Here is an 11,102-nt window from a genome sequence, read left to right as displayed (position 1 = left end):
GCCAACCACCTTAGTGAGGGGTGTATAGCTATTTCAGTATTTTTACAAAAATTGTATAGCCATATCCGTGTAACGAAACAATAGTGTATAACTATTCCAGTAAAACCAATCACAACTGTATAGTTATTTTAGTAAAGGTCAGACAATTGAACCGCTGGGCAGGTCGTGAATTATCACATCCACTTCAAGGGTGAAGCGCGGCTTTTTCAGCGTTGGTGGAGGCGTATCCTTGGCAGTGGTAATTCCATATTGCCATGCCTGCCCTTCGCTGCCGGTTTTTTTAGTTCGTTTAGCGCGCAGGTGAACCCAGCCCGTTCCGCTTTCCACCACTTCGAAACTGCGCGGGTGTTTGTCGCCTTTCTTTTTCAGGTGATACCCTATGCGGGTAATGATTTGCTCCGCATGCGCCAAATCGCCATTGGCAATTTTATTCGCTCTTGCCTTCACGTGCGCGGCATCTTCGGTGAGGTCTTCAATAAGCGTGTTCGCCTGCTGGGCAATCAGTTTAGTGAGGGTTTCGGAACGGTCGCCCTGGGCGCGTTTTGCCAAACTGCCCGCCAGCCCCGTTTGCGGGTTCACGGTGCCTATTTCGGCATAAAGCGTATTGCTGTTCACGGGCGGGTTGGTAATATCGGGGTCGTTTGAAAGCCCCGCGGCAATGCCGCTGCCAAAATTAATTAAGCCGGGTGCGTCAAACTTCTGAAAGTCGAGCGCAATCTGCGCAGTGGGAGTGGTTTTTTTCATAGAGATTTAATTTTAGGGGATGGTTATTAGTTGACAGGTTCAAAAGTTATTTTTATTCTACGGTTAAATCCTGCGGCAAGTTCTACTAACGATTCTATTTTCGGGTTGCTGCATTTTTTGTTTATGAATTGGCTGATATAACCCGGAGTAAATTTTGTTTTAGCCGCTAAACCGTCCTGATTTATTTTTTCTTCTTTCATAAGTTTTGTAAGTGTTTCCGATAATTCTTCCAGTATCCTTTCCATTTCTATCTTTCGCTCTGCATCTTCCATGAGGGCACGAATAATTTTTCGGCAAGTGTCTGCAATCCCGTTGAGGTAACTCTTTCACTGTAGTGTAAGTGTGAAAAAAAAACTTGTAATGGCTTGAAATTCACAGAAAAAAAATTATTCACTGATGAAATTATACCTTCTATATGCCATGGCTCTTGCAGTTTACAATGGAGTGGATATGCCCAATAAAATAATAGTAGTAATTATTTTTTTAAGTTATGTGTTAATAATGCGCTGCCTTATACTGCCATCGGGGATTACGCGCTACTATAAAAAGTTGCTGCGCCTCTATGCCGAAGAAGGAACTTACGCGGCAGTGGCAAATAAAATTAACCGAAGCGTGCAATCACTCATTAACAATTTTTAAGAATGGTAATTTTAGTATTACTTTCGCTGAAGATTTCATATGGGAATTAACTCAAATTAACAAAACACCAGACAATAATGAATGAATTTTACTCAATAAGTGAAGAAAATAAAGAACCTATTAATTCTTATCAGCTAAAAAACTTAGGTGTGCAAACACATTTTATGACATTTGGAAAGACTTCTTCCATGTGGGGAGAAAAAAATAATAAATCTGAAACCATCTATACAAAAACAACAGATGAGCATTATGACAGAAGTTTTACAAATAAGTTGACTTCCATTAAACCACCTTATGAAATAAATAAGTTACTGGATTTTCATTTGAATTATTATGTGAATGAATATAAGGGTAACAAAGAAAAATTTATTAAGCAAATTAAATATGTAGTTCTACCCTTAATTAGAAAACAAAAAAATAAAGAAACATATATCGAATTAACTGAAGAATGGATTGAAGGGAATAATGGTATCAGCAAAAATGAATCTAAAAAAAATAATAAAATAGAACCTGATTCTAATTATAAGATTGAAGCAATAAATGTTCAATTAACTTTATTAAAGCAATCAGAATGCGATGCGGCTTCGTGGATTTTCACTACAGAACGACTCCTCAAAAAAATATTTCCAAACGAGGAAATTAATTTGAAGAAACTAAGAATTATTTCTAACATACATAATTTTAGCGGTGGCGAACGAACAAGATTTGAAAACATGCTTAATGGTTTTATCAGAGAATTGGAAATGCAATCTCCCAGTGAAGAATTAAAAACATTTCAGACAACATTGAAAAAGAAATATCAAATTTTTATTTCTTCGACTTTTACTGATTTGAAAAAAGAAAGAGAAGCAGCTGTTGAAGCAATACTAAAAGCAGGGCATATTCCCGCAGGAATGGAACTTTTTAAAGCAGGAAAAGAAACTTTGGAAACTATCCAAAAATGGATTGATGAATCCGACCTCTATATATTAATATTAGGTGGGAGATACGGTTCAATTCACGAAGAATCTGGTAAAAGTTATACTGAAATTGAATATCGTTACGCACTTGAAAAAAATAAATTTCCCTTTGCTATTATTATTAAAGATGAAGCATTAAAAAATAAAGTCAAGGATTTAGGAGAAAAAGATGCGATAGAAGTAAATAATACAGACAAGTATGATGCCTTCAAAAAATATGTTCAAAAAAGTATTTGTGCCTTTTTTGATGATGAGAAAGATATTAAACTTCACATTGCAAATAACATTACAAATATTATCAATGAAAATGGTCATTTATTGAATGGATGGATTTCGGGAAGAGATGCGAATTTTCAATTTATAGAAGAAGTAACAGAAAAAAATGATTTCCCAATGGCTGTTCCGCCCCCGGAAAAAATGACGATTGAAAAAAGAGCACAGATAATTAAGAAGAAAAAAGAATTTGAAGAATATAAAAGAGGATATTTTATGCCAGATAGTTATGCAATGGATGATTCAAAAAAATTTGTTGCGGATCTTTACAACATTTTAACTGATAAAATTAATTCACTAGAGGATAAGAAATATCAAATAAGACATAATCAAAGAAATTCAAATTTGATTAATATAATTTATGAAGGTTTGGTTTTGATTTTTGAATGGAGAATAAAATATGGTAATTCATTGACAGATTCTTCCCTTAAAGTCGCTATAAAAAAATGGACTCAATTAGATACTATTCCTCTTCCAACAGAAAGTTGGACAGTTTCTCAAAGCTATGAATATGACTTTGGGATTAATGAAGATCATCAAAATGTTTGGGGGGATAAAAAGAAGCCCTCATATATTTTTAACAATACAGAAATTGCGGACATGTGGCTAAATTTATTTATGAATGAATTAGAATCATAAATAATGCCCCCCCCCGCACGCGCTAAGATGTATTTTGTAGTTGGGTAGGCGCGTACACGGGCTACATTTGCAATTTGAAGTTCGTGCAATTAATTTACTTTTGTATCAGCAGACAGTTACTTCCTCGTTTGACAATTAACAAAATAGATAACAACTAAAACAAAAATCAAAATGAAAAACCTGACAGCAACTTTATTCTTGTTCGCTTGTTTCGCACTGACAACTTTCGCGCAAGACACAACCAAGACAGTAAAGCAAGACAAACAAAAACCAAAAGCAACTTATGAAGTCGGTGCTGCAAAAGTTGTTGTCTGGGAAGACAAAAAGAAAGACGGGGCAACTTGGAAAAATTTCAAAGTAGAAAAAGTTTATAAGAAAGGAGACAAATGGGAGACAACAAATTCTTTCAATGAAAAAGAACTTCTTGAATTGAAAGCAGCAATTGACAAAGCAATCAGTGAAGAAGGTGTAAAGACAAAATAATTTTCTTCTCGACAGTTTCCCCCTCACGCGCTAAGATGTATTTTGTAGTTGGGTAGGCGCGAACCTGCCTGCGGTAGGCAGGGTTGCACTTCGTGCCACAGTAACAGGTAAGTTCTGCTTACAAAAATTTCCAAAAGCAAAATAATTTCCCTCCTCTTTCGTTCTAAGAAATAACAAAGCATTTGCTGATGAAAAAAAAGATAGTAGGGAACCTCTAAAAACTGGAATGATGGAATGGTGGAAGATGGAAGAATGGGAAACAGCCCAATATTCCAACATTCCATTATTCCATTTGGTTTCACAGCCCTAATAACCGTACATTTGTGACGGTATTGCCTGCGGCAGGCAGGGATAACAAGTTAGGCACAATGCGAAAAAATTTAACATCAGCACGCAGAGACATTTCTTAACTTTATAATCCGTGAAAAAGAAAATAAATACCGGACTCGATTTTGAAATTGATAAGTTAACTAATTCAATTCAAAATGTAATTACAGGAGATAGTTTCTCTACCGATATAACTCTGATTTCTACTGCTGACCTAAAATCTATAACGAAAAAAAATGGTTGGGTTTTTGACTGGAAGTTGGAATACAAACATCCCGAACGCGATGTGTATAAACTCTCCATTGTAAATAATCAAACAGTAATTCAAGGGCTGATTAGTTTAGAAATAAGACAAGACCATGTTTTTATTCATCTTATTGAAAGCGCTCCGTTTAATAAAGGGAAGACAAAAATTTATTCTGGCGCTCCGGGAAATTTAGTCGCTTATGCCTGTAAACTTTCATTTCAGCGCGGGCATGACGGAAATGTTTCTTTCCTTTCAAAAAGCCAACTAATCAATCATTACACAGAAACTTTAGGCGCTATTCATTTTGGAGGACGACTGATGATAATTGAAACAACGACAGCATTAAAATTAATTGACAAATATTTTCCAAATACCATATAACAATGAAACATAAAAAAACAGAACTCGATGTAGATTTTATTGGTGGACAAGGTCCGGCATTTGAGTTAACAAAAGAAGATGAAATGGCCATAAGCAAATTCATTCGCGAACATAAAGCAAAAGAAATTCGCAAAAGTCAGACCAAGCGCAGAAAACAATACAAAACCTCTCACGCACCCTCCATTGCTGCCGAGCCGAAAGAAAAATACGAGAAGTAATTTCAAAAGATCTTTCTTACCCCGCTGGCGCCCCGATGTATCGGGGTGTAAATGGCAAGTCACCTGCCTGCCGCAGGCAGGTCTGAGACGAGAAACAACTTCGCATCCCGCCCCTGAGCGGGAAAGTCATGATAAAAAAATAAAACCCTACATTTACAAACTATAAAGCAACTTAAACTTATCACAATGACACAAGACCAACAAAAACTCTCGACAGGATGGAAAGCATGGATTATTTTTGCTTTGCTAATTTATCTTTCTGCAATGTCATATACTATTTACATGGACTTTATTGTTGCAGACAAAAAGGATTTTACAGGCATTTCAACAATGATAGTGATCTTGATTGTTGGAATTACATCCATGTTACCCACGCTTAAAAGATGGTAGGCACCCGCTGGCGCTCCGATGTATCGGGGTGTAAATGGCAAGTCCCCGCACGCGCTAAGATGTATTTTGTAGTTGGGTAGGCGCGAAGTTGCACTTCCCGTAGCATTTTGACATCAACTGCTCCTTAAAAACTTGCGGACAGACAAAATAAACAGGACGACACTTTGAGAATAAACTATTACATTTGTGAAAAATTAAACCGTGACGAAAAAGAAAACAAAAAAATTCAGAGAGAGCAAGAAAGACCGAGTAATTGAGGAACTATTTAAAATTTGCAAACGCAAAGACAATTTTGTTTTTCACAATGACTTAGTAAAAGATGTTTGCAAAAAAATTGGTTTCGGAAATCCTTTTGATGTTACAAAACTTGACAACAAAACCAAACTTCCCGACATTCTTGTAAAAAATGATTACGCTATAATTCACATTGGTAGCGGAAAGCACAAGTTTATCAAAGGCATTGACAAAGTATTTCACAACTTTGAGCCAATACAAAAAACTATTGATTGGAATTACAAACGAAGTTTATTAAATCAATACAATTCCAGCGAGAGTAATATTCTTTCCGTTGCTAACAACCAAAGAATACTTCATCATTTTCTTTTCAACCAAGACAAAGAATTTGAAGATGTAGATATTATAAAGCGACCAAAAACCTATTTCCCTCACAGAACAAAAACAAGTTTTGAATATTCATTTGGTAAGGACGCAAAACTTGAAATGAAAAACATTCAGATTGAAGTTGATTTAACAATAGAACTACAAGGAACAATCGGAGTGTTTGAAGGCAAAAATGGGAAGCCCGACAATTTTTCTATCTACCAAATTTATCATCCGTTTCTTTACTACTTCAACGCAAATAAGAAAACGGAACTCAAAGGAAAAATAAAAGAAATCTTTTGCGTTTATGTTGTTCGCGAAAAATCAAAAACTCACGATACGATAAAACTTTGGGCTTACACTTTTTCAAATCCTCTTGACATCACTACAATCAAGTTTATCAAGTCAGCATCATACAAATTAATCCATCAAAACTAATAGCATGAGCATAGATAAATTCAGAAATAAAATCTTTAATGAAGATGTTTTACAAGTTCTAAAAAAACTGCCTGACGGCAGCTTGGATATGGTTTATGGTGATCCTGATTACAATGTTGGAATTAATTATGCGGGAAAAAATTACACTACGAAATGGAATGAATATATTGACTGGTATATTGAACTGACGAAAGAAAGTATGCGTGTGTTAAAGCCGACTGGTAATTTATTTATGATGAATTACCCAAAACAGAATGCTCACTTGAGAGTAAAATTTTTAGACGACAACGCTTCAAATGTGCAAGATTATGTTTGGACATATAACACAAATGTCGGACACAGCCCCAAACGATTGACAACTGCTCATCGCTCTATTCTTCACGCTACAAAAAGTAAAGACAATTCTTTTTACAAAGACAATATTGCAGTTCCATATCAAAACCCGACAGACAAACGGATACAAGGGCGAATTGCTGATGGACACAAAGGGCGAATGCCATACAGTTGGTTTTATTTTGACCTTGTAAAAAATGTTTCTAAAGACAAAACTTTTCATTCCTGCCAAATTCCTTTAGGACTTGTTGAAATGCTTATAAAATCTTGCACTCAAAAGAATGACGATGTATTTATTCTCTTCGGTGGTAGTGGCTCGGAACTTATGTTGTGCAAAAACTTAAAAAGAAATTTTATCAGTTGCGAACTTCACCCCAACTACTACCAAATGATATTAGAGCGTTTAGACAACAACGGAAAAATCAGACACGAACACCGACTTAAATATTTTCAGCAAAATGGCAAGACAATTTCGCAGACAGTTGACTTGTTCACAGACGAAAAATAAAGCACTCCCCCGCATGCGCTAAGATGTATTTTGTAGTTGGGTAGGCGCGAAGTTGCACTTGGTGCCACAGTAACAGGTAAGTTCTGCTTACAAAAATTTCCAAAAGCAAAATAATTTCCCTCCTCTTTCGTTCCACAATAAATAATGGAAGAAGAATTCAAAAATATTGTCACCCTGCCCTTAACAAGGGAGCCCGGAGGAAAAGAGCGCAACTATACATTTGAATCAGGGAATATCATGTATATCAAACGCGGATATTATAAGAGCGTAAAAAAACAGTTATGCAGGATTCATTTTGCCAAAGGATTCAAATTACCCGATGTGGCTTACAGTCCTCTTTCGATGGACGATCTTATGGAAATAATTAATGCCTCAGCCATTTTAGGAGTTAAATATCCTTCGCGCTTTATCCGAATTCCATTGAAGAATCACCGCGATGAAAAACTTGAAGAAAAAATTCTTGACATCAGCACTATCATAGGAATTCAATTTGTTTGGATAGGTGACGGTGATACCGAACTCATGAAACTTTACATAAGGGATAAAGAAAATCAAGATAGCATTCTTTACACTAACCTTTCAGGCGATGAAATGGACAGAGCCATTGAAAAATCATCGGCTACGATAAACTAAAATAGTTGCACCATTTTTGTACTATTGTTGCCCGCTGGCGCTCCGATAAATCGGAGTGTAAATGGCAAGTCGCCTGCCTGCCGCAGGCAGGCTCACCCTGTCCTTCGGACATCCCTCTAAAGAGAGGGAAAGAGGGAGAGTTTCTTTGAAGGTTTTTACGGAGAAGGTGGTGGTGCAGTGAATTTTGAGTTGATGAGTAAAAGAGTTAATGAACCCAATCACTCGCTGATTTACCTGTTCGTTTTAATTCTCAAGTCATGCTTAAACAGCAGGTATAAATGTTTTTTATCAGTTGCCAGCGCATCGTAAATGGGATAGATGATGGCAGGGAAGTGCTGCTTCAGTTTCTTCTCATAACTCTGCACCGATATAAAATAAATTGCATTCATCTCTTTGTAAATAATCCTGTAATCGGGAACCGAAATGGCGGAAACCACTTTTTCGCTCAGGTGTTTGAAAACTTTATTGGCTTCGGCAGAATCCTTATACACAAACGCGCGCTGCTTGAAAAGAATGGTGTCGTAAGGGGGCTGCAAAATATCAATGTCGCGGATGAAAGTATGGTCTAACTCTTTTGTAAAATATGCTCCATGCAGTTCGCCCAGCACTTCCATATCGTAATTGGCAATTTGTTTGTCCATGTTTTTATATTCGTGCGGCAGGGTTTGAAATTTTTTCGCTGAAAGAATAGAATCTGCGTTAAAGAAATGCGGAGCATCTGACAATTTCAGTTCTGGCGGATACGAATAATATTTATTCTGGCTGAATGCTGCGCAGGTAATCGCTGTGAGAAATAATGCAAGAATGTTTTTCATATTTCTTTTTGTTATAAAATATTTTTATGCTTTCTTTGAATGATGCATGTGGCGGTGCTTGTACCGGTCGGCTTTGCGGGCGGCTCTTCGCTGTTTTTCTTCAGGCGATAAAAATTTCAGGCGAATGCCCACGGTTCCGGTTGCCTGAATCTGCTTGTGCAATCCGCTCCATGACTGGTATTCCAAATCGGGGCGAACAAATAAGTAAACCGGGCGGATTCCCACTTCAAACACGGCTCCCACGTTTCCGAATAATCCGCCTCGCGCAGCGGTGCTGTCCTTTGCGGTTCTCGTTCCACCCGACTGCCCGAAGAAACCTAAATGCCCGCTGAACCCAAGATTGACAGGAAAATTCCGGAAGATAAATTTTTCATACACAAAATATAATTTGCTGATGCCGGGCTGCGTTCCTTTGAAAGCAAATTCGGTGAGCGACTGCGGAGTAATTTCCAGTTCATTTCCAAAACCAAAACCTAACCTGCGGTGCTTGCGCTGCCATAAAAATTCCGTGCGGAAAGGAAGCACCGCGCCTGAGTTTACAATGTTAGTACTCACCACCGCGCCTCCTCCAATGCATCCGCTGAGCCAGAATTCATCGTAATGTAATTTCACTACCGTAGTGGTTGTAGTATGCGTAGTGTTTCCTGGCGAAGAAGTGGAAGGTTGATTTTGCGCTGCAGCAGCAACTGCCACGAGATTAAATAAGAATAAAATTTTTTTCATTGAAGTAATGTTTAGCGTGCCTTTTTCTATAATCGTGCCAAAGATTTTTAGACGGAAAATTTTTCAAATATAAATGATTTTCACAAGATGAATTTTTTCTGAAGATATTTTATTCAATTACTTTTCAGACATTGCTGTATGAATGTGCTGAATTATTCTTGCTTCTTCATACGGTGCAAACCATTTTATTTCTTTGTCTCTTTTGAACCAGGTGAGTTGACGCTTGGCGAAGTGGCGGGTGTTTTGTTTTATTTTTTCAATTGCTGCTTGCAGAGAAATTTTTCCCTCAAGATGTTCGAACAGTTCTTTGTAACCAACCGTGTTCAGCGCGTTTGAATGCTGCTGCTTCGCAAGTGACTTGACTTCTTCCGGCAATCCCCGGTTCATCATTTGATCCACGCGCGCGTTAATTCTTTTATATAATTCTTCCCGTTCAACATTCAATCCTGTTTTTAGTATGGAAAAATTTCTCTTCTGTTTTTTTCCTTTTCTGAATTGCGAAAAGGGCTTGCCGGTAATAAGAAAAACTTCGATGGCGCGAATCATGCGGTGAGGATTTGACAAATCCACCTTGGAATAATATTCTTTATCTGTCTTTTTCAGAGCCGCGCGCAAATATTCAATGCCTTCTTTTTTATACTGCTCAATAATTTTTTCCCTTACATCCTTATCGGATGGCGGAACAGAATCAAAGCCGCTGCAAAGAGCATTAATATACAAGCCGCTTCCTCCGGCAAGAATAGCAATATTTTTTTTCAGAAATATTTTCTCAAGAATAATCAGCGCGTCTTTTTCATATTCGCCTGCGTTATATTCATCGGCAACAGAAAGCGAATTGATGAAATGATGTTTTACCTGTACGAGTTGTTCCTGCGTGGGCTTTGCAGTGCCGATATTCATCTCGCGAAAAAACTGGCGCGAATCGGCTGAAATAATTTCCGTATTGAATTTGAGCGCCAGTTCAATGGCAAGCGAAGTTTTTCCAACTGCGGTGGGGCCGCAGATAACAACAAGAAATTTTTTGCTCATAGAAAAAACTTTCCGGGCAGGAAATCAATCTTCATCATCTAATCCGATTCCTTCCGAACTTTCTCCTTCTTCGTCTTCCGCTCTGCTTTCTTCCTCATCGTTGTGGCGGAGCGGAATAATATCTTCGTCCTCTTCGGCAGTTGCATGTTCTTCCGCCACTTCCATAAGCTTTTCTTTGCCGTCTTTTATTTTTTTCGGCTCGTCATCATCTTCTTCTTCGGGGGGCGGGGGAAGATTGGTTTCTTTATATTGCTTGGGAGGATTGCCGTAACTTTTTATGCAAACGGGATAAGGTATGCCGCTGTCTTCCGGAAAAATTTTCAGCAGTTCAATAGTGAACGTCCATTCATTTTCAGGGTCAAAGACGTAAACAAATTTCTGATGAGGGTCGTTCACGTAATCGGCAATCGCTTTTCTTTTCGGGAGAGTTTCATTCCTTTTAATTTTTTTTTCGGCAGATTTTATTTCCATTGGAATCGTTTCTTCCTTTCTCCAGTAATCATCGCAGGTATAAAAAAATGCCGGCTTGGAGTTGTCAAAACTTATGGCTTGCTGAATGATGCAATGGAAATCATGAAATGATTGGCTTGCTTTGATGTCAATATCCCTGTACACATCTTCGTGTTCCTCATAGGTAACTCTGAAACGGTAAACCATTTTATAAATTGAATGAGTACAAAAATAAAAATACTATTTGTTTATTCATAAAATATTTTTCACAAT

The 11,102-nt window shown here is 37.5% G+C and carries 16 protein-coding genes; 9 read left to right on the top strand and 7 right to left on the bottom strand.

Annotated elements, in window-relative coordinates; translation table 11 throughout:
- Positions 1–138: 138 nt before the first annotated feature.
- Both HY063_10640 and HY063_10635 read right to left on the bottom strand, forming a co-directional pair.
- Positions 139–744 (bottom strand): hypothetical protein, encoded by a 606-nt coding sequence (locus tag HY063_10640; protein MBI3502241.1) that lies wholly within the window; start codon positions 742–744, stop codon positions 139–141.
- 26 nt (positions 745–770) lie between these two features.
- Positions 771–944 carry a helix-turn-helix transcriptional regulator gene (locus tag HY063_10635; GenBank protein MBI3502240.1) on the bottom strand — a complete coding sequence of 58 codons (174 nt, stop codon included), beginning with the start codon at positions 942–944 and terminating at the stop codon, positions 771–773.
- 196 nt (positions 945–1,140) lie between these two features.
- Here HY063_10635 and HY063_10630 point away from each other — a divergent pair, with 196 nt between their 5' ends.
- From HY063_10630 to HY063_10590, 9 genes are all read left to right on the top strand, one after another.
- Entirely contained in the window at positions 1,141–1,383 is a 243-nt protein-coding gene (locus HY063_10630) for a hypothetical protein (protein ID MBI3502239.1), read from the top strand.
- A 743-nt stretch (positions 1,384–2,126) separates the two neighbouring features.
- Positions 2,127–3,254: a DUF4062 domain-containing protein gene (locus HY063_10625; GenBank protein MBI3502238.1), complete on the top strand. Its 1,128-nt coding sequence runs from the start codon at positions 2,127–2,129 to the stop codon at positions 3,252–3,254.
- 171 nt (positions 3,255–3,425) lie between these two features.
- Positions 3,426–3,737 carry a hypothetical protein gene (locus HY063_10620; protein MBI3502237.1) on the top strand — a complete coding sequence of 104 codons (312 nt, stop codon included), beginning with the start codon at positions 3,426–3,428 and terminating at the stop codon, positions 3,735–3,737.
- Positions 3,738–4,158: 421 nt separating this feature from the next.
- On the top strand, positions 4,159–4,692 hold the full coding sequence (locus HY063_10615) for a hypothetical protein (GenBank protein MBI3502236.1): 534 nt from the start codon (positions 4,159–4,161) through the stop codon (positions 4,690–4,692).
- A 2-nt stretch (positions 4,693–4,694) separates the two neighbouring features.
- On the top strand, positions 4,695–4,910 hold the full coding sequence (locus HY063_10610) for a hypothetical protein (GenBank protein MBI3502235.1): 216 nt from the start codon (positions 4,695–4,697) through the stop codon (positions 4,908–4,910).
- 186 nt (positions 4,911–5,096) lie between these two features.
- A complete protein-coding gene (locus HY063_10605; protein ID MBI3502234.1) occupies positions 5,097–5,300 on the top strand; it encodes a hypothetical protein in 204 nt (67 codons plus the stop codon).
- Between the two features lie 201 nt (positions 5,301–5,501).
- Entirely contained in the window at positions 5,502–6,338 is an 837-nt protein-coding gene (locus HY063_10600; GenBank protein MBI3502233.1) for a hypothetical protein, read from the top strand.
- Between the two features lie 4 nt (positions 6,339–6,342).
- Positions 6,343–7,179 (top strand): site-specific DNA-methyltransferase, encoded by an 837-nt coding sequence (locus HY063_10595; protein ID MBI3502232.1) that lies wholly within the window; start codon positions 6,343–6,345, stop codon positions 7,177–7,179.
- Positions 7,180–7,323: 144 nt separating this feature from the next.
- Entirely contained in the window at positions 7,324–7,812 is a 489-nt protein-coding gene (locus HY063_10590; protein ID MBI3502231.1) for a hypothetical protein, read from the top strand.
- Between the two features lie 21 nt (positions 7,813–7,833).
- On the opposite strand, the gene HY063_10585 is transcribed toward HY063_10590, so the two are convergent.
- The 5 genes from HY063_10585 to HY063_10565 all read right to left on the bottom strand — a co-directional run bounded on the left by HY063_10585 (position 7,834) and on the right by HY063_10565 (position 11,036).
- On the bottom strand, positions 7,834–8,034 hold the full coding sequence (locus HY063_10585) for a hypothetical protein (GenBank protein ID MBI3502230.1): 201 nt from the start codon (positions 8,032–8,034) through the stop codon (positions 7,834–7,836).
- 8 nt (positions 8,035–8,042) lie between these two features.
- A complete protein-coding gene (locus HY063_10580) occupies positions 8,043–8,627 on the bottom strand; it encodes a hypothetical protein (protein ID MBI3502229.1) in 585 nt (194 codons plus the stop codon).
- Positions 8,628–8,651: 24 nt separating this feature from the next.
- The gene (locus tag HY063_10575) at positions 8,652–9,350 is read right to left on the bottom strand and encodes a hypothetical protein (protein ID MBI3502228.1); all 699 of its coding nucleotides are present in this window, start codon (positions 9,348–9,350) and stop codon (positions 8,652–8,654) included.
- 117 nt (positions 9,351–9,467) lie between these two features.
- Complete coding sequence (miaA, locus tag HY063_10570; protein MBI3502227.1) at positions 9,468–10,379, bottom strand: tRNA (adenosine(37)-N6)-dimethylallyltransferase MiaA; 912 nt, start codon at positions 10,377–10,379, stop codon at positions 9,468–9,470.
- A gap of 24 nt (positions 10,380–10,403) precedes the next feature.
- Positions 10,404–11,036 carry a hypothetical protein gene (locus tag HY063_10565; GenBank protein MBI3502226.1) on the bottom strand — a complete coding sequence of 211 codons (633 nt, stop codon included), beginning with the start codon at positions 11,034–11,036 and terminating at the stop codon, positions 10,404–10,406.
- Positions 11,037–11,102 lie beyond the last annotated feature (66 nt).

This window comes from Bacteroidota bacterium, from assembly GCA_016195025.1.
Taxonomy (GTDB): Bacteria; Bacteroidota; Bacteroidia; order Palsa-948; family Palsa-948; genus Palsa-948.
This window is presented reverse-complemented; position numbering and strand designations above follow the sequence as displayed.

Bases quoted from the DNA above. Each gene is read 5' to 3' on its own strand.
- HY063_10640 (MBI3502241.1), bottom strand. From the start codon at position 744: ATGAAAAAAACCACTCCCACTGCGCAGATTGCGCTCGACTTTCAGAAG.
- HY063_10635 (MBI3502240.1), bottom strand. From the start codon at position 944: ATGAAAGAAGAAAAAATAAATCAGGACGGTTTAGCGGCTAAAACAAAA.
- HY063_10630 (MBI3502239.1), top strand. From the start codon at position 1,141: ATGAAATTATACCTTCTATATGCCATGGCTCTTGCAGTTTACAATGGA.
- HY063_10625 (MBI3502238.1), top strand. From the start codon at position 2,127: ATGCAATCTCCCAGTGAAGAATTAAAAACATTTCAGACAACATTGAAA.
- HY063_10620 (MBI3502237.1), top strand. From the start codon at position 3,426: ATGAAAAACCTGACAGCAACTTTATTCTTGTTCGCTTGTTTCGCACTG.
- HY063_10610 (MBI3502235.1), top strand. From the start codon at position 4,695: ATGAAACATAAAAAAACAGAACTCGATGTAGATTTTATTGGTGGACAA.
- HY063_10605 (MBI3502234.1), top strand. From the start codon at position 5,097: ATGACACAAGACCAACAAAAACTCTCGACAGGATGGAAAGCATGGATT.
- HY063_10595 (MBI3502232.1), top strand. From the start codon at position 6,343: ATGAGCATAGATAAATTCAGAAATAAAATCTTTAATGAAGATGTTTTA.
- HY063_10590 (MBI3502231.1), top strand. From the start codon at position 7,324: ATGGAAGAAGAATTCAAAAATATTGTCACCCTGCCCTTAACAAGGGAG.
- HY063_10580 (MBI3502229.1), bottom strand. From the start codon at position 8,627: ATGAAAAACATTCTTGCATTATTTCTCACAGCGATTACCTGCGCAGCA.
- HY063_10575 (MBI3502228.1), bottom strand. From the start codon at position 9,350: ATGAAAAAAATTTTATTCTTATTTAATCTCGTGGCAGTTGCTGCTGCA.
- miaA (MBI3502227.1), bottom strand. From the start codon at position 10,379: ATGAGCAAAAAATTTCTTGTTGTTATCTGCGGCCCCACCGCAGTTGGA.
- HY063_10565 (MBI3502226.1), bottom strand. From the start codon at position 11,036: ATGGTTTACCGTTTCAGAGTTACCTATGAGGAACACGAAGATGTGTAC.